The 18,151-nt window shown below is 41.0% G+C and carries 15 protein-coding genes and 2 pseudogenes; 4 read left to right on the forward strand and 13 right to left on the reverse strand.

What is annotated here, in order from left to right; all coding sequences use genetic code 11:
* Window positions 1-220: 220 nt before the first annotated feature.
* Window positions 221-452, forward strand: a pseudogene (locus tag D1092_RS09945) (ABC transporter); the annotation flags it as partial.
* Window positions 453-1,423: 971 nt separating this feature from the next.
* Here the strand turns inward: D1092_RS09945 and D1092_RS07725 are convergent.
* The 6 genes and pseudogenes from D1092_RS07725 to tkt form a co-directional block, all read right to left on the reverse strand.
* A complete protein-coding gene (locus tag D1092_RS07725) occupies window positions 1,424-1,765 on the reverse strand; it encodes a hypothetical protein (protein ID WP_241439173.1) in 342 nt (113 codons plus the stop codon).
* 736 nt (window positions 1,766-2,501) lie between these two features.
* Window positions 2,502-2,877 (reverse strand): annotated as a pseudogene (locus D1092_RS07730) (class I fructose-bisphosphate aldolase); the annotation flags it as partial.
* Between the two features lie 132 nt (window positions 2,878-3,009).
* The gene (locus D1092_RS07735; protein WP_120121258.1) at window positions 3,010-4,041 is read right to left on the reverse strand and encodes a class I fructose-bisphosphate aldolase; all 1,032 of its coding nucleotides are present in this window, start codon (window positions 4,039-4,041) and stop codon (window positions 3,010-3,012) included.
* 110 nt (window positions 4,042-4,151) lie between these two features.
* Complete coding sequence (locus D1092_RS07740; RefSeq protein ID WP_120121260.1) at window positions 4,152-5,345, reverse strand: phosphoglycerate kinase; 1,194 nt, start codon at window positions 5,343-5,345, stop codon at window positions 4,152-4,154.
* 576 nt (window positions 5,346-5,921) lie between these two features.
* Window positions 5,922-6,929: a type I glyceraldehyde-3-phosphate dehydrogenase gene (gene gap / locus D1092_RS07745; protein WP_120122710.1), complete on the reverse strand. Its 1,008-nt coding sequence runs from the start codon at window positions 6,927-6,929 to the stop codon at window positions 5,922-5,924.
* Window positions 6,930-7,111: 182 nt separating this feature from the next.
* Window positions 7,112-9,118 (reverse strand): transketolase, encoded by a 2,007-nt coding sequence (tkt, locus tag D1092_RS07750; RefSeq protein WP_120121264.1) that lies wholly within the window; start codon window positions 9,116-9,118, stop codon window positions 7,112-7,114.
* A 348-nt stretch (window positions 9,119-9,466) separates the two neighbouring features.
* On the opposite strand from tkt, the gene D1092_RS07755 reads away from it, so the two are divergent.
* On the forward strand, window positions 9,467-9,742 hold the full coding sequence (locus D1092_RS07755) for a DUF4164 domain-containing protein (protein WP_005774573.1): 276 nt from the start codon (window positions 9,467-9,469) through the stop codon (window positions 9,740-9,742).
* A gap of 28 nt (window positions 9,743-9,770) precedes the next feature.
* The gene (locus tag D1092_RS07760) at window positions 9,771-10,154 is read left to right on the forward strand and encodes a cell division protein ZapA (RefSeq protein ID WP_120121266.1); all 384 of its coding nucleotides are present in this window, start codon (window positions 9,771-9,773) and stop codon (window positions 10,152-10,154) included.
* Window positions 10,155-10,703: 549 nt separating this feature from the next.
* Here D1092_RS07760 and D1092_RS09575 read toward each other — a convergent pair.
* From D1092_RS09575 to D1092_RS07770, 3 genes are all read right to left on the reverse strand, one after another.
* The gene (locus D1092_RS09575; RefSeq protein ID WP_167309322.1) at window positions 10,704-10,862 is read right to left on the reverse strand and encodes a hypothetical protein; all 159 of its coding nucleotides are present in this window, start codon (window positions 10,860-10,862) and stop codon (window positions 10,704-10,706) included.
* Between the two features lie 114 nt (window positions 10,863-10,976).
* On the reverse strand, window positions 10,977-12,413 hold the full coding sequence (pyk, locus tag D1092_RS07765; protein ID WP_120121268.1) for a pyruvate kinase: 1,437 nt from the start codon (window positions 12,411-12,413) through the stop codon (window positions 10,977-10,979).
* Entirely contained in the window at window positions 12,410-12,898 is a 489-nt protein-coding gene (locus D1092_RS07770) for a DUF1036 domain-containing protein (protein WP_120121270.1), read from the reverse strand. Before D1092_RS07770 ends, pyk begins: the two co-directional genes overlap by 4 nt.
* 265 nt (window positions 12,899-13,163) lie before the next feature.
* On the opposite strand from D1092_RS07770, the gene D1092_RS07775 reads away from it, so the two are divergent.
* Window positions 13,164-13,424: a DUF2312 domain-containing protein gene (locus tag D1092_RS07775; protein WP_039760779.1), complete on the forward strand. Its 261-nt coding sequence runs from the start codon at window positions 13,164-13,166 to the stop codon at window positions 13,422-13,424.
* 556 nt (window positions 13,425-13,980) lie between these two features.
* On the opposite strand, the gene rimJ is transcribed toward D1092_RS07775, so the two are convergent.
* The 4 genes from rimJ to D1092_RS07795 form a co-directional block, all read right to left on the reverse strand.
* A complete protein-coding gene (rimJ, locus tag D1092_RS07780; protein WP_120121271.1) occupies window positions 13,981-14,544 on the reverse strand; it encodes a ribosomal protein S5-alanine N-acetyltransferase in 564 nt (187 codons plus the stop codon).
* Between the two features lie 542 nt (window positions 14,545-15,086).
* A complete protein-coding gene (locus D1092_RS07785; RefSeq protein ID WP_120121273.1) occupies window positions 15,087-16,952 on the reverse strand; it encodes an ABC-F family ATP-binding cassette domain-containing protein in 1,866 nt (621 codons plus the stop codon).
* Entirely contained in the window at window positions 16,952-17,338 is a 387-nt protein-coding gene (locus D1092_RS07790) for a glycine zipper domain-containing protein (RefSeq protein WP_120121275.1), read from the reverse strand. Before D1092_RS07790 ends, D1092_RS07785 begins: the two co-directional genes overlap by 1 nt.
* A 103-nt stretch (window positions 17,339-17,441) precedes the next feature.
* Window positions 17,442-18,077 (reverse strand): thiamine diphosphokinase, encoded by a 636-nt coding sequence (locus D1092_RS07795; protein ID WP_120121277.1) that lies wholly within the window; start codon window positions 18,075-18,077, stop codon window positions 17,442-17,444.
* Window positions 18,078-18,151 lie beyond the last annotated feature (74 nt).

Raw genomic sequence — 18,151 nt, forward strand, 5'->3', positions numbered from 1 at the left:
GCCCTTAGCACTTGAGACATTCCATTATAGGCATTTTAAGTCCCTTCTTTATAATTTTTATCCACACGGGCTTCCCCCACTTGTAACGTGCAAGCGAATGGTTTTGGTTGATTCAACATAAAAACAGCTTTGAAATGAGAAAATCCTACAATGTTTAGGACTCTCATCCAATATACAAAACAATGAATTATTATCAATCAAAGCGTTGCTGCTTGATTGAGCAACATCTGCTTTAGATGCAAACAGTGAAAAGTTGGTACAACAAGCCTTAGAAGGATTGATCAAAATCGTATAACTTTGATAATTGCTCACCGTTTGGCAATAATTTTAAAAACGGATCGTATTCTCGTGATGGATAAAGGCACCCTTGTAGAAGAGAGAGCCTATACTGAACTTGTGGCAAAAATGGTGTTTATGCTTATCTTGCAAAATTGCAATTGTCACCCGAATAAGAGATTTTAATACAAGAGCAGTATTTTTAAGGGCATAAATACCACTCTTTACAGCCATGTTTATCAATTTAAAAGGGCTCATGGAAAAAGAGGGGCAAGAATTGAGATGTTTTTCTTCTTAAATTCTGGCTGTTCTTTTCTCTGCGTGAGAAGAAGCATTTTTTATAAAAACGCTTTTCCTTTGTGTGCAGAATATAAAATGATAGGCAAGTTAGTCTCTATGGATCATTAAGGTGTGCAAAGAGCTCTCTTCATAACAGCACTCTCATGTTGATTTATAAGAACAATTCATTGTTTTTCATGAGAAAACTTCATATCATAGGATTTTCTCATATCAACGCCCCATAGTGAAACACACAAAATCTCTTGCTTGCACATCATAATAGGTAATCAACTAATTCGACATCTATACCCACAAAGCGAAATATTTACGTGTCAACTTTCCTTTACAGTCATTAACCAAGAGCCTTCAAAATGACCTTTTAGAAAATAGAACTAAAAGGATGAGTCATTCAAAAATCATTTTATGATATAGCTCTATCACGAGCACCTAAAATACGCCTTTGTTGCTAAATATCCCCTTATATCGTATCAATTTTGTAGAACGCTTTAAACCCTTTACATTTAAATCAAAAAATCATAATTGGATTATATTGCATAAAGATGTTTTCTCATTTTTCCATTTAACACACGATAACATACCATTGAGGCCCCCTGAGAAGCTTTCTCCCCTTATATCATGACTTCATAAGCCGCGTGAAAAGGACACGATAAGCCGTTTTGGTGTCTTAAGGTCAAGGACACCGTTAAGCGGCCTATAAGACTTCCTTTGAGCTTTTAAGGACCAAGGTCTGTTATAGTCCCTTCATTAAATGCAGCTCTAATGTCATGATTTTTGAGAACGATTATTAAGAATTTAAGAGGCTGTCCGCCTCTCATTTTGATTTATACACAACCAAAGTACGCTCTCTTTATTCAGGGAGAATAAGAACATACCCTGGAGGTGCTAAACGGAATAAGAGAGCATCATACCCCCAACTAGCAGACATGCAGAAAATATAAGAAATGCCTTCACCAATTGCTAAGAGTAATGTGAACGATAGAGCGGCTTCATCTGCTGTTGCTTCGCGGCGTTGTAAAAAATATCCGTAAAAAAATAAAATGCACCCGATTCCACTCACCGCCCCAAAGACGCCTAATGCGGTATGAATCGGTCCACGCATGTTGAATAGGATAAGAAAAATTGTAAAAATAAACACGCTGAATATTCCAGCGAATACCCCACGTACGATATGGCAAAATTTTCGCATCATAATTGCAGAAACGCTCTTTTCTGCGTATCGATTTTTTTTGGTGCTTGTATTCTTAGAAGATATGCTGTCCACAACTCCCCCCCCTCGATTTTAAAGCTAAAATGCCATGAAATTAATTTTCTATAATGATATCATCATAAAATACAAGAAAAATTTATTCATTTTAATAAAAAAGAGGTGTTTTATTGAGATACAAATCTATCTTCTTTCGCAAGAGTTCTCCAACCCGTTCGTCAATAGAAGACCACCCCCATTGAAGAGAAAGCTATCCTGACACATAAAATCTTCATAAGCTGTATGTCTAATCCATAGAGAAACCACAACTCTCCAATCGCCCCGCTTATCCACCTTTGTAAAACTGTAATCAAATGGATTCTGCTGATGATGAGCAATGATAACATGAAGAAGAGAAAATATCACAATATCAAACGCTTCAATATAATATCATCTTTATGATTTTTATTTAAAAAGTACGCCCTCCCTCATGAATGACAACACACTGCTGCGCATTCACGAATTTCCTTTAAAACACCATCTTCCCTTCTTACAAACGCACCTCTCCCGCAATCTTACCTCACAATGGCACGCATAAAGACTTTTAAAATATCCAATGAAAAGACCCCTCTGAGAAAGCTTTCAAATCTAAAACGCCCTCATCATTTTTATCATGATGAGGACTCCAAAATCACGCAAAAACATGCAAAATATCCGCGCATTTAGGCATAGAGCTTGTACTTCAAGCGCTGTCCTTTTCCTGTTCTTTTATCCATTGTCCTAAAGCAGCCAAATGATTCATCTGCGCACGATGACAAAATGTCTTTTGGGCAACAGCAATATTTTCATGGCAACCAGCCCATGCTTTTAAAGCAGCCGCTTGCAATGCTCGTCGATCAAGAAAAAGTCAATTTCCAAGGCAATGCCCCTAAACTATTCATGGCAGACAAATGCGCTGTCGCTTCCTGATCAGATTGTCCGAAAGACAAGAAAAGCAATTCTTAAGAACAGCATAAGGGACCGTTTGTTTAAGCACACGGACGGTCTTTTCAGCCACCTCTTCAACACCAGCCTTGGCGTACATCCTTATCCCCAATCACCCTATTGGGTTTTAAAATATCCAATGAAAAGACCCCTCTGAGAAAGCTTTCAAATCTAAAACGCCCTCATCATTTTTATCATGATGAGGACTTCCTCAATTACACAGAAACATGCAAAATATCCGCGCATTTAGGCATAGAGCTTGTACTTCAAGCACTGTCCTTTTCCTGTTCTTTTGTCCATTGTCCTAAAGCAGCTAAATGATTCATCCGCGCACGATGACAAAATGCCTTTTGCGCAACAGCAATATTTTCATGGCGACCAGCCCATGCTTTTAAAGCAGCCGCTTGCAATGCTCGTCCATAAGAAAAAGTCAATTTCCAAGGCAATGCCCCTAAACTATTCATGGCAGACAAATGCGCTGTCGCTTCCTGATCAGATTGTCCCCCAGAGAGAAAAGCAATTCCTGGAACAGCACAAGGGACCGTTTGTTTAAGCACACGGACGGTCTTTTCAGCCACCTCTTCAACACCAGCCTTGCGCGCATCCTTGCCATCAATCACCATATTGGGTTTTAAAATCATCCCCTCTAAAACAACACGAGCTTCAAATAGTTCTTTAAAGACAGTTGTCAAAACAGCGTGTGTCACCTCAAAACAACGGGCAATGGAATGTTGACACGACGGTCCATCCATAAGCACCTCCGGCTCAACAATCGGCACAATATTGAGTTCCTGACATAAAGCAGCATAACGAGCGAGAGCTTGCGCATTTTGATTAATGGCACCTCTTGTTGGCAGCGTGTGTGCATCAATGGCAATCACCGCGCGCCATTTCGCAAAACGGGCGCCCAAAGCATAATAGTCTTTCAGCCGCTCACGGAGACCATCTAACCCTTCAGTAATTGTCTCTTGGGGAAAAGCAGCCAAGGGCTTAGCACCGGTATCAACTTTAATTCCTGGCAAAGCACCCGCATCCCGAATAAGATCCGTCAACATTTGCCCTGTTGATGCTTTTTGTCGAATGGTTTCATCAAATAAAATAACACCAGAGATAGCACTTTCCATAGCTTCTTTTGCGCTAAAAAGCATTTCACGATAAGCGCGGCGGTTATCCTCATTGGACTCAACACCAATACTTTCAAAACGCTTACCAATTGTTGCAGTACTTTCATCGGCAGCCAAAATACCCTTACCAGCATGCACCAGAGAAAGTGCTATATCTTCAAGACGTTCATTCATAAAAAATTCCTCTTTATTTTATCGCATTTTCAAACATCAGCAATATGATCATCATACTTGACACAGCCTATGATCTTACAGCTCTTTCAATTTTCCCTTCAACAAAGTCTTTAAGCTTGCATAAGAGCAAGAATACCAGGAAGCACCTTACCTTCCATCCATTCTAAAAAAGCCCCTCCTGCAGTTGAGAGATAAGTAAAATCATTAGCAACACCCGCATGATTAAGAGCAAAAACTGTATCGCCTCCTCCCGCAATTGAAACTAACTTGCCCATCAAACTGCGTTCTGCGGCATGGCGTGCAACGGCAATTGTTCCTTTATCAAAGGGAGACATCTCAAAAACACCAAGAGGTCCATTCCACACAAGAGTCGCAGCCTTATCTATCGCGCTCTTGATATGAGCAATAGAGCGCGTTCCAATATCCAATATCATGCCATCCGCAGGAATATCGCTAATATCATAAAGACGATGCGGTGCATTTTTTTCAAAGCGAAATCCAACGATAGCATCCATAGGCAGTAGAAGTGTACAGTGACATTCCTGCGCTTTTTTAATAATTTTTTTGACCGTCTCCATCAATTCGTGTTCACACAGTGACTTCCCCACATGAATGCCTTGCGCGGCTAAAAAACTATTGGCCATCCCACCCCCAATAACCAAGGAGTCGACTTTTTCCACCAAATGATTGAGAACAAAAAGCTTACTGGAAACTTTTGCCCCTCCCACCAGTGCGACCACAGGATGCGTTGGATTTCCAAGCCCTTTTTCTAAGGCCTGCAATTCCCCTTGCAGTAATCGCCCCGCATAAGAGGGTAACAAATGGGTTATTCCCTCCACTGAAGCATGGGCACGATGAGAAACCGAAAAAGCATCATTGACATAAAGATCCCCATTATGGGCCAAAGCTTCTGCAAAAGAACAATCATTCTTTTCCTCACCGGCATAAAACCGAACATTTTCGAGCAATACAACGCCTCCATTTTGCAATGACTCCACCGCTACCTGTGCAGCTGAACCAATACAGTCCGGCGCAAAAGCAACCGGCTGTTTTATGATCTTTTCCAGCACCGGCACAACAGAACGGAGTGAAAATTCTGACTCGACCTTTCCTTTGGGGCGACCACAATGAGAAAGCAGAATAAGCTTGGCTCCCCGCTTTTGCAGTTCAACGAGCGTCTCTTTATGGCGTTTAAGACGCGTTTCATCGCAAACTTTACCCTGTGCCATAGGAACATTAAAATCCACCCGCACAAGCACACGCTTTCCAGCAACATCAACATCATCAAGTGTACGAAAACCCATTCGCTATTTCCTCTTCACTTTCCGTTGTTTTAAACAAAAATGCATCGAACAAACCTGCTTAATTCTCTTTCCACTAAAACCTCTTCTTTGCTTTTATAGGTCCCCTCTTTGTTTTTGCATGAAAAGGACCAACAACAACAGCCCCCTTCTCTCAACTCTCTGTCTGAAAATCAAAAGCCTCCATTGTCAAACGTATCCATGGTCAAATATACAAAAGCCTCCATTGTTCTTAATCTTCTACATTCCATTGTTTCCAACAAATGTATTGGCTCAATTTTATTTTCACTAAAACACCCTTTTACTTTTATGCAAAAGAGTTTACCTCTTTCGTTTTCTGACGTTTTCTCAAAAATTGTCCTGTATCAGATGTTACTTTTTCAAGCTTACTCTTTCACGCAACTTTTAAAAGTGCCTAGCGCCTTGTATCAAAAAACACCATCAATCTTTCAACAGCATCCTCTCTCTCGCGCATAAAACAATAACCTGTCTAGACTTTCTCAAAAGAATGCGCCTTAATTTGTACAAAACGAGGCTTTTTCTTATAAAAAGAGGACCCTAAGGTCCTTCTTATGGTATCTATATTGTCTTAGCAAAAGCCACCGCCGTATCACTCATACGGTTAGAAAAGCCCCATTCATTATCATACCAAACGAGAACACGACAGAGCTTACCATCAATCACTTTGGTTTGATCATTATGAAAAATCGCTGAATGCGGATTATGATTAAAATCACAACTCACAAGCTTTTCTTCTGTCATATCCAAAATGCCCTTTAGAGGACCTCGTGCAGCAGCCGCAATAGCTGTATTAATTTCTTCAATTGTTGTGGAACGCTGAGCCGTAAATGTCAAATCAACCACAGAAACATTAGGGGTTGGAACACGAATGGACACCCCATCAAGCAATCCCTTTAATTCTGGCAAAACCAACCCCACAGCTTTTGCCGCTCCGGTTGATGTAGGAATCATCGAAAGAGCAGCCGCACGCGCACGATAAAGATCACGATGCATGGTATCTAAAACGGGCTGATCCCCCGTATAAGAATGGATTGTTGTCATAAAGCCCCTTTCAATACCCACCGTGTTATGCAAAACTTGTGCAACGGGCGCCAAACAATTGGTTGTACAAGAGGCATTTGAAACAATACGATGCTCACGGCTTAAAGACTGATGATTAACCCCATAAACAACCGTAAGATCTGCACCCTCTGAGGGAGCGGAAACCAGAACACGCTTTGCCCCTGCATCCAAATGTGCCTTTGCTTTATCACGCGCCGTAAAAATGCCCGTACATTCCAACGCGATATCGATATCCAAATCTTTCCAAGGCAATTGTGCTGGATCACGCTCTGCACAGACCTTTATTAAACCAGTTCCCACATCAATGGCATCGCCCACCACCTTAACATCCTCAGGAAAACGGCCATGAACTGAATCATAGCGCAACAAATGGGCATTTGTTTCCACCGATCCCAAATCATTAATTGCAACCACTTCAATATCTTTTCGTCCACTTTCTATCAGTGCCCGTAAAATATTGCGTCCAATACGACCAAACCCATTAATTGCAACACGAACTGTCATTTCACATGTTTCCTCATCTAATTTTTTAAAGCATAACATTTAAAACACAACAAATGGGCATTTTCCAATCCCAAACCATAAATTCCCAAGACATCAATATCTCGATAAATTAATCACTTACCCACAACACTGCACAGAGTATAATACCCGACAACCACCCCCGCTCATGACAACACACACTGTCATCTTGTTTTTTCTTCTGCGATCTTTTCCAGCTCTCTTTCAACAATTGCCACGACATTTTCAAAAGTAAGACCAAAATGTGCATAAAGGTCATCAATTGTTCCACTCGCCCCAAAGCCCTCCATACCAATAAAAATCCCATCACAGCCAATAAAACGGTCCCATCCTTGAGCAACAGCAGCTTCAATCGCGATTTTAATCGGCGCATCGCCAATGAGAGCCCGCTGATAGGAGCAAGACTGTTGAGAAAAGAGTTCAAAACAAGGCACAGAAACCACACGTGTTGGGATACCTTTTTCTTCTAAGACCTCACGTGCTTTAACCGCAATTTGCAACTCTGAACCGGAAGCAAACAGTGTCACTTGTGCTTCATCACTGGCTGTTAACAATTCATAAGCACCAAGCATACAGAGATTTTCTTCTTCATACTCTTGACGCAACAGCGGTAAATTTTGTCGACTCAAAGCTAAGGTAGAAGGCGTGCTACGCGCTTTCAAAGCCAATTGCCAACACTCAATTGTCTCCATAGCGTCAGCAGGACGGAATACAAGATGATTAGGCATAGCACGCAGGCAAGCCAAATGTTCCACGGGTTGATGGGTCGGACCATCTTCTCCAAGCCCAATAGAATCATGGGTCATGACATAAACCACCCGCAGCCCCATAAGAGAAGACAAGCGCATAGCAGGACGCATATAGTCAGAAAAGCATAAAAATGTTCCCCCATAAGGGATAAAGCCTCCGTGGAGAGCGAGCCCATTCATGATAGCGCCCATAGCATGTTCACGAATACCATAATGGAGATAGCGCCCTGAAAAATCCTCCGCCGTGATACTTTTCATCTGGCTGCTTTTTGTATTATTAGATCCTGTTAAGTCGGCAGAACCACCAATGGTCTCACTCACGACTTCATTGATCACTTCCAAAGCCATCTCAGAAGCTTTACGCGTAGCAACAACAGGAGACTCTTCAACAAGCTTCTGTTTATAAGCATCCACAGCACCATCAAATCCCCCCACGAGATCACCACGCATCAATCTTTCAAATTCCACCCGCTCTGAGACAGGAAGATCAGCCAATTTTTCTTCCCACTTTTGTCGCTTTTTAGCAGCATTAAGCCCTGCCAAGCGCCAATTATCAAGAATATCGGCTGGAATAACGAAAGGCTCTGCCTCCCACCCTAAGGCGATACGGGTCTCAGCGATTTCCCGTGCTCCTAAAGGGGCCCCATGAACTTTATTGCTTCCCGCTTTATTGGGCGCCCCAAAGCCTATCGTTGTTTTACAGGCAATCAACGTTGGTTTATCACTTTTGCGTGCTGCTTCAATAGCTTGTGCAATAGCGGCTTGATCATGCCCATTTACTTTGAGTGTATTCCAACCGGATGCTTTAAAACGGGCGATTTGATCTGTACTATCCGCAAGAGAAATTTCTCCATCGATAGAAATATTATTATCATCCCACAACACGATAAGCTTATTAAGTTTCAAATGTCCTGCCAAGGAAAGTGCTTCTTGCGAAATGCCTTCCATCAGGCATCCATCCCCCACCAACGCATAAGTATAATGGTTGATAAGATCGCCAAAACGGGCATTTTGCAACCGTTCTGCAAGAGCCATCCCCACGGCATTCGCTAACCCCTGTCCCAAAGGTCCTGTCGTTGTTTCAATTCCTGCCGCATGCCCATATTCTGGATGACCTGCAAGCTTTGCCCCTAATTGGCGAAAACTTTTTATATCCTCAAGTGAGATATCTTCATAACCAGAAAGATACAGCAGAGCATAAAGCAACATAGATCCATGTCCTGCTGATAAGACAAAACGATCACGGTTAGGCCAACGAGGTTTTTTAGGATCATGAGCAAGGAATTGTGTATAAAGAACCGTAGCAATATCAGCGGCTCCCATTGGCAAGCCGGGATGACCAGAGTTGGCTTTTTCAATCGCATCAATAGCAAGAAAACGGATAGCATTGGCCATCTGATTCTGTTGGTGGGTATTTGTCATGAATGATCGACCATTTCGTTAAATACGTTATACTGTTGCTTTTTCCGTATTCTCTTAGATTCTCTTTAAATTCCTTAAGAAATACTCTTTTTTTCATCATCAGCGTGAGACTTTTTGTCATCGCTTCACATACATTAATAACACATTCCCCTCACGCATCCTGTATATCCATGTCATTTATGACAATACGCGCAAAAAATCCAGCTTTTAATTAATATCTATCCCCTGCTTTGCTTGCTAAAATATCCTACATACTTAAAAATGAAAGAGACACACTATGAAAATGTAAGTGATTCGTTTTTGCATAACGCATTGATAAAGGATACAATTACTCAAAGGACAAAAGCAATGAACCAAGAGACTACGGTTCTGCAAGATGCTCTAGAGCACTTAGAAAAAGCACTTAGAACCTTAGAGATCACCATAATAAACCGCAACGCCGTTATTGATAAAAATAACGAATGGGAAGAAGAAATTCAACGAATGAATGCTGACCGCAGCCATCTTGCTCAAGCACTTGACAAAGCTGAAGCCCAAATTGAACGCTTAGAATCCGTTAACAAAGAAGTTTCCAAACGTCTTATTAAAGCAATGGAAACGATTCGTGTTGTCATTGATAGATAAAGGTTTGGATAAATAAAGGTTTGAACGTATGGAAACAGTTTCCGTTACCATTGATGGTAAAAACTATCGTATGGCTTGTAATAAAGGACAAGAAAGTCATCTTATTGCGCTTGCAGCTCAATTAGATCAATATATCACCCATTTAAAGAAAAATTTTGGAGAAATTGGCGACCATCGTTTATCGGTAATGGCGGGCATAATGATTATCGATGAAATGGAAGAAATAAAACGAGAAAATAAAAAGTTACAAGAAGACTACGATGCTCTTTTACGACTCCACAATGAAAAGGAGCGCGCCATGGGAAGAATTATGCGTGACACCACACAACGCATTGAAAAGCTCACCAATCAATTGCTCAAAGATGACCAAAATAGCAAAAACATTCAAGAACAAGAACAAGAAGATTTCTAAACAGCACCATCACGAAAAAAAGCAAGCCGATTTGACTTTTTCTCCACACCTCAAAAGGCACAAAAAACTCTCCTCCCCCATAAACAGTTCGATTTCTTATTAAGAAAATTCCAGTGACTAGTTACGCATTGCCCACACAGAATTAGCTTAAAATCAGATCAAAAAACTCTCTTGAATATTTCATTGATACACAAACTCTTCATACTTCCAAGATTCCGCCTTATACTACCATGCTAGCAATGAGATATCTCGCACAATAAACGCCCCAAAATCACCCCCCCAAAAAACAAATGTCATTGTTAAAAAATCGTAATGTATAAAGCCAACTGCTTTTACATAAAAATGGCGCATGAACAGCATATTTTTTAAATACGTTCACCCATTACTTTATTCTCATGCCTAATCTTCATCATTTTGGGGAACACATAATTTTATTCAATTCTATTTGCAAAAGTTTTATCCATTCACAAAAGCTTAAAGTGAAAAAAATTTTAAAGCTCTCATTCAAATAGCAAAAGAATAAATTTTCATGATCAATGAATCTCTCGCTTATAAAACATCAATAAAGCGATATGAAACATATTTTAAAAGGTGATAAAAAGAAAATCCACCATAGGTAACCATCTTCAAAACGAAAGATAAAATTCCCATATCACCACATCCCACCCCAAAACCTAATGCCCAAACATTATAATACCGTGTTTTCACAATGGAAGATCAAAGCAATAATCGGTCTATTGGGACGCTCACGAGAAGCACGCAGACCCGTTGTTTCTAAAACCCATTCAAAGGCACATGGAAAAAACACCATGTATAAGCGGATCAAATCCCCTTCGTTCCATCTGGAGAGACAGAGGCAATACGCAAAAGGTTTGTTGCACCAGGCGTTCCAAGGGGAACACCGGCTGTCACAAGGAAGCGATCACCTCCTTGGCAAAAACCTTCCTGAAAGGCAATGATAGCTGCACGATCAACCATATCCTCTAAATTCTTCGCATCCGCAGTAACCACACAATGAAGCCCCCAAACGAGTGCCAAACGCCGTGCTGTTTCCACAATGGGCGATAAAGCAATAATCGGTCTATTGGGACGCTCACGAGAAGCGCGCAGACCCGTTGTTCCTGAAGCCGTATAGGCAACGATAGCGGCAAGTGAAAGTGTTTCAGCAATCTGACGCGCTGCAAGAGAAATCGCATCCGTCCCGGTTGATTCTGGTGTTGGATGTTGTGCTCCAACCTGAGCAGCATAAGTTTGATCTTGTTCAATTTGCCGTGCGATTTTATCCATCATAAGCACCGCTTCTTCTGGATAACGACCAGAAGCAGATTCAGCCGACAACATCACCGCATCTGTTCCAGCATAAACCGCAGTCGCCACATCCGATACTTCTGCACGCGTTGGCACAGGAGATGTGATCATTGACTCGAGCATTTGTGTTGCTACCACCACCGGTTTTCCAGCTAAACGGCAAGCTTTGATCAGCTCCATTTGAATCGCAGGAACCCTTTCCAGAGGCATTTCCACCCCGAGATCTCCGCGTGCAATCATAATACCATCAGAAACGTCAATAATCTTTTCTATATGTTCCAAGGCTTGAGGCTTTTCGATTTTAGCCATCAAAGACACTTTGCTTTTTGTTAACCGGCGCACCGCTATAATATCTTCTGGACGTTGAATAAAAGAAAGGGCAACCCAATCAACAGGCTGCTGTAACAGAGCCTGAAGATCAGCCTTATCTTTTAAGGTCATCGAATCAAAAGGCAAAATTGTATCCGGAAAACTCACACCTTTTCGATCAGAAATACGGGTTCCAGCAACCACACGACACTGAACAAAATGATCATCACACACTTCAGCACGCAGTTCTAACTTTCCATCATCAATTAACAAGCGATCCCCTGGTTTAATCGCTGAAAAGACATCCTCATGAGGGAAAAAAACACGCTGTGCATCGCCAGCCACATCGCGATGATCTAACGTAAAGCTTTGCCCGACACGCAAATCTTCTTGACCTTTGTCAAAACAACCAATACGCAGTTTTGGTCCCTGAAGATCCACCAAAATACCAATGGGGCGCCGAACCGTTTTTTCAACCTCCCGTATTGACTTAACCAAATCGCCCAGCGTGTTACGATCCGTATGACTCATATTAAGGCGAAAAACATCTGCCCCTGCCCTAAAAAGCTTCTCAATCATTACACGAGAAAAAGAAGAAGGACCAAGAGTCGCAATAATTTTTACTTTACGGGCCCGTTTCACGGTGGAGAATTTCCTGAAAAAGAAGGGATAACTGAATTGTTGAACAAAGAATCATCCGTCAACTGTACCATCCAACTGGTTTGATTACCGGTATCGATTTCCTTAAACTCAGCCTTTTGATATCCACGCGGGAAACAATCATGAACCCCTTGAATGGTAAATTGGCTATCTTGCACACACATGGTGACAGAGCCTGCCCAGCTTCCTTTTTTTTGTGCTCCTTCCGCATAAAAATAATAAAACCGCGAGGCAAGAGGTCCTTCGATTAAGGTCTTACATTCTGTCACGGGAACCACCCACCAGCCTTCGCTCACCCACCCTGAAAACGTACGATATCCAAGAGCAACCCCTACAGACTGTTGCGTTGTATTACACACTCTAAAGTCAGCCTTTGCACAAACAACAAGGGGAAATAAGAGCAAAATGCTCAAAAGAAAAACCTTTAATCTTTTCTGAAATGCCCAATATTGTTTTTTCAAAATCACAAAACTTCCTCTATAATATCAATTCCCAAAACACATTATACGTCTTTTTTTTCAAAAGCCTTTCAACTCTTAAAAACATATATTTTTATATTTTTCTTTTTATAGCCCTTTTATCGATGCATATATCTTAAAAACTTTACAAAATATTTAAAGTCAATTTGTAAAAAAACTGTGGTGCTTGATTGATTTTTTATTTTTCAAGCTTTTCCAACATAAACTTGTCATCAAAAAAATAACTTAAAACATATAACCTGGAGAAAATACAATGAATGATACAGTGACCGATCAAACACACGCTATATCTGTCAACCAATTACGCTCTTTTATCGAACGAATTGAACGCCTAGAAGAAGAAAAAAAAACCATTTCCGATGATATTAAAGACGTCTACACGGAACTTAAAGGCTCTGGTTTTGATAGCAAAGCTGTTCGAAGCATTATACGGTTGCGTAAAAAAGAAGAGCACGAACGAATGGAAGAAGAAGCCATCATTGAACTTTATAAAAATGCGCTTGGGATGAGTTAATAATATTGATAACATTGGAAATTTTCTTAAAGAAAATGGAAAGAAACGCATGAATACACAAAAATTCTGCCCACTGTGGGTAGTTTGTGCAAAATAACACAAAATTTATATAACTTGTGACAAGACAACTTCACAGGATGTATAACATTGCAACAGCCCTCACATTTGAAAGGATTCATGAAAAGCGCATTTTTACTTCTTATTCTGCAATCATTGTATCCATAGGGGCCTCTTTACCCAGAGGAGCGTTTTATCTATACGGGTCTCCCCTTGTAAGCCAACCCCACACTTGTGCATGACAGCAAAGCATTTTTGAGTCCTTCAACCTAAAAACAGATGTGAAATTGAAAAACAATGAATGGTGATGATCAATCAACTCATTCTCTAGGATAAAAAAATATTTAAAGGGATCAGCAGCAGAAATTCGCTAAACAAAGGTCTGAATTGTTTACAGAAGAGAGATGGTTAAGGATCTTCATCTTGTTAAGATCGTGAAAAATTCGGCATATTTAGACATCTGGCATAAAGCTCTTTAATAGAGCTTTATTCAAATCTTTTATTCAAGTCTATTGACGGGCTTATAACGCTCATTGATTAAAGAAGTTAGAATATGATCTCTCCATTTTCCAGAAATCATCAAATAATCTTTGGCATAGCCTTCTTTTTCAAAATGAAGGCGCTTTAATAAAAGTTCGCTTTTTATGTTCTCAGGTCTATAATTTGCCATCACTCTATGCAAATGATAAACATGAAAGATATGGCGTATGAGAGCCGATAAACTCTCAAACATAAGGCCTTTGCCTTGTTGTTTCTCATCAAGAGAAAAACCAAGATGACAGGCTTGAAAAACACCACGAACCACATTTGTGAAGTTTACAACACCGATGATTGTATTTTCATTTTTGAGTCGTACGGCATATCGATAGGCTTGCCCTTGTGCGCTTTCATAAGCAAATGCATTGGCGCGTGCTTTCCAAGCTGTTAGAGTGTAGTAACCCTCAGATCTCAACGGTTCAAAAGGGCGCAGATGATTCGCATTCCGCAGGTAATAAGCAGACAGTTCAGCGGCATCTTCTAAACCAATCAATGTGGAAATTGTTCGCTTTGTTTTAATTGTCATCATTTTCTCCTGCTAGAAATGTTACAATAACACGTTGATTTGTCGTGACATAACGTCAAATACTGTGAGCTTTTCCCATCACAAAGCTTCTCATATAAGAATCAATGAGGATCATTTTTTTCCTTCATAAACAGTCATAAACAGTATTGGTGTGTTTAAGGTATAAAATAAAAACAAGAGAATGCTTTTTATAAATGCGCTCAAGTGCCACGGGTTATAGCAATATTAGGAACTTGCAAAGTGTGTGAATGTATTGCTCTGCTTGCATCCAGGGCATTTTGAAAAACGCACCACACCACTAATTTTTTCTTTATCAAGATTTTTTATCAAAAATTGTGCAAAAAAAGCCAAACATAAACAGTAAAGTTTGCTTCAAAAAAAACATTAACCAGCGTTATAATTTTTAACCGCAGTCAAAAGCATATTTCTACAATCTGCTCTTTATGAACTCATAAGGCACGGTCGTCATTCTTCAATATTTCCAAGCGCTTCTACAGAAAGCGATGAGACAATACGAATCTCTTAAAATGCTTAGTGGGACATTACCGTGAACATGCTTCTATTTCTTCGCGTAAAATTTCAAGTTCTAGCCATTCTTCTTGCTTTTGTGTGCAAATATTTTTCTTTTTTTCCAATGCAGTTGATAAACGCTCAAAACGTTCTTTATCACTGCGATAAAGAGTGGGGTCAGAGAGTTCTTGTTCAATTTTTTTGATTTCATTTTGCAAAACAGCGATTTCTTCAGGCAATTTTTCCAATGCATAAACCTGCTTATAGGACAATTTTTTTCGTGTTTTCTTCTCTCCCGCACTATCCAAGCTAGGATCTGTTGATGAGGCATTTTTTCCGCTCTTCCCTGAGCAAGATTTTGCAGATGCTTTACGGTGCGATAATTCTATTTCTTTGCGTTGAAAGGTCAAAGCCTGTTTATTTTGCGCCATCATATCACTATAACCACCCGCATACAAAACCCAATGACCATCGCCCTCCGGTGCCAACATATGCGTTACAGTACGATCTAAAAAATCTCTGTCATGGCTTACCAACAACACTGTTCCCACAAAATCAGCAATAAACTCTTGCAACAAATCCAAAGTTTCCATATCCAAATCATTGGTTGGTTCATCAAGAATTAAAAAGTTTGCCGGACGCGAAAGAAGGCGCGCAAGCATGAGTCGTGCTCTTTCTCCTCCAGAAAATTCTTTAAGGGGGGTGCGCGCTTGTTCCGGCAAAAATAAAAAGTCTTTCATATAAGAAACCACATGCCGTTCCTGCCCATTGATCACAAGAGTATCACCCCGCCCCCCTGTGAGATAATGTGCCAAAGTTTCTTCTTCATTGAGAATACGTTGCTGATCAAGCAATGCTATAGAGAGGTTATAGCCATGCCTCACCGTTCCACTATCCACGGCTTCTTGCCCAATCAACGTGGAAAGAAGCGTTGTCTTTCCGATGCCATTAGGCCCTACCAAACCGATTCGCTCCCCCCGCTGAATACGCAAAGAGAAATCTTTCACGATAACGCGATCCCCATAGGATTTTGAAATTTTTTTTGCTTCGAGCACCAATTGACCAGAATCATGACTTTTAGCAGCGCTCAACAGTGCACTTCCAGGCTGCCCTTTATAGGTTTGATGACACTGTCTTAAGTTTTTTAATTCGCTCAAGCGCCTTACATTACGCTTACGTCGTGCGCTCACGCCATAACGCAACCATTGCTCTTCACGGACAATTTGACGCCCCAATTTATGCTGCTCGAGTGCTTCTTCTTCTAGAGCTTTATCGCGCCAATTCTCAAATTCTGAAAAACGCTTTTCCAGTCTTTTCGTTATCCCACGATCAAGCCATACCGTTGAACGCGTAACATTTTCCAAAAATCGTCGATCATGAGAAATCACCACAATCGCTGAACGCAAAGAAGACAAAACCCCTTCCAACCATTCAATGGTTGGTAAATCAAGATGATTGGTCGGCTCATCTAAGAACAAAATATCAGGTTTTGCTGCAATAGCCCGTAACAATGAAACGCGCCTCTTTTCACCCCCCGAAAGCGTTTCTAATTTTTCTGCACCCGAAAATCCTAAATTTGTGCGAAGCATATTGATCCACTGAACATCCAGTGTCTCGTCCAATCCTGCTTCCATATAAGCGTTAATATCCGCAAAACCTGAACAATCCGGATTTTGAGCGACATAACGAAGTGTCACGCGAGGGTGGCGAAAAATTTCGCCACCATGAGGCTCTAATATTCCTGCGGCAATCTTTAACAGAGTGGATTTTCCACAACCATTACGGCCCACCAACGCAATACGCGCCCCCTGCTCAACCGATAAACAAGCTTGGTTGAGCAAAGGTGTTATCCCCACGTTTAAGAAAATGCGGTCAAGCCGCAGCAATGGCACCGCCATTAACGAACGCGGCGCGGACAAGGTGCTTTATACATCACCCCTCTTGCATCACGGTAAGTACATAATTGTCGTACAGGAACTCTTTGCGCACAAGGTGCTTGGTAAACATATCCTCTGCGAGAGCGATATGTACACAATTGTGAGGCCTGTTTTTGTTGTCTTCTTTGATTTACAGCCTCACCCGTTACTACTCCAGCCAAAGCCCCAAATGCCGCACCAGTAAGCGCTGCTCCAGGTGTACTTCCACCAATAGCCGTACCCGCCAAGGTCCCAATTGCAGCTCCTCCTACACCGTAACGAGCAACGCGTTCATCCGTTGTCGTACAAGCCACCGAACTAAAACCAATCGCAGAAACGACAGCCACTTTTAAAATTGATTTTAACATAGTAAAATCTCTCCTTCTCAATATCCATACATAATATATCGTTTATGTCGGTACTCAATCACTAAGCCCCCCCCTGCCTTATTCAAAATATATTGGAAGAGCTTTACGAAATAGGCACAGACGCTAACAATATAGCTTTTCCAGAACCTAAATGGCAAGAAAAGGTTCCACAAATACGGTTAGAAAGTGTTAAAGAAGAGCCAAATGACACATTTTTATCACAAATTGGCCATTTTACTCCTTCAAGCGTTAAGCCTTGTAAGTCAGAAAAACCGATAAGACTAAACAAACATCCTTCAGGCAAATCATATGATACAAGTTTTGGCAAAACCGGCCAGCCTTCTTCCAAACCGCTTGTCAACAACACTGAAACCCCTTTTTCAGCCATCATCAACGCTTGCGTCATATGAGAAAGGCTATGATCACTTCGCTCTCCTCCCAAAGCCCCGCACAAAATCAACTTTTTAGCACCCTTTTGTAGTGCTCTTTCACAAGCCAAAGCACTATCTGTCATATCTTTATCAGAGGGAAAAACTTCCCGCGGAACATGGCTATATTTGTCAATCAGAGTCTGATCAGATGAATCGAAATCCCCCAACCATAACTCAGGCATCACGTTAAGTGCTGCCGCATGACGCATCCCACCATCCGCAGCAATCACCCGACTGTTTTGAATTTGATTAAGTAAACGATCAGTGATAAAAAGATCTCCATTTAACAATATTGTAAATGTTGTCATGTCACATTTTGCCTTTCACAAAATTTTCATCTCGAGCATCCCTTTATCCATGAGAACTATTTTTTCTAAACAAT

Origin of the sequence: Bartonella krasnovii (assembly GCF_003606345.3) — a bacterium.
Lineage (GTDB): Bacteria > Pseudomonadota > Alphaproteobacteria > Rhizobiales > Rhizobiaceae > Bartonella > Bartonella krasnovii.

Coding starts and splice junctions, on each gene's coding strand:
- D1092_RS07740 (WP_120121260.1), bottom strand. CDS start 5,345: ATGGGTTTTCGTACACTTGATGATGTTGATGTTGCTGGAAAGCGTGTG.
- D1092_RS07735 (WP_120121258.1), bottom strand. CDS start 4,041: ATGAATGAACGTCTTGAAGATATAGCACTTTCTCTGGTGCATGCTGGT.
- D1092_RS07755 (WP_005774573.1), top strand. CDS start 9,467: ATGAACCAAGAGACTACGGTTCTGCAAGATGCTCTAGAGCACTTAGAA.
- D1092_RS07785 (WP_120121273.1), bottom strand. CDS start 16,952: ATGGCGGTGCCATTGCTGCGGCTTGACCGCATTTTCTTAAACGTGGGG.
- gap (WP_120122710.1), bottom strand. CDS start 6,929: ATGACAGTTCGTGTTGCAATTAATGGGTTTGGTCGTATTGGACGCAAT.
- D1092_RS07775 (WP_039760779.1), top strand. CDS start 13,164: ATGAATGATACAGTGACCGATCAAACACACGCTATATCTGTCAACCAA.
- D1092_RS07725 (WP_241439173.1), bottom strand. CDS start 1,765: ATGATGCGAAAATTTTGCCATATCGTACGTGGGGTATTCGCTGGAATA.
- tkt (WP_120121264.1), bottom strand. CDS start 9,118: ATGACAAATACCCACCAACAGAATCAGATGGCCAATGCTATCCGTTTT.
- D1092_RS07790 (WP_120121275.1), bottom strand. CDS start 17,338: ATGTTAAAATCAATTTTAAAAGTGGCTGTCGTTTCTGCGATTGGTTTT.
- D1092_RS07795 (WP_120121277.1), bottom strand. CDS start 18,077: ATGACAACATTTACAATATTGTTAAATGGAGATCTTTTTATCACTGAT.
- rimJ (WP_120121271.1), bottom strand. CDS start 14,544: ATGACAATTAAAACAAAGCGAACAATTTCCACATTGATTGGTTTAGAA.
- D1092_RS07760 (WP_120121266.1), top strand. CDS start 9,771: ATGGAAACAGTTTCCGTTACCATTGATGGTAAAAACTATCGTATGGCT.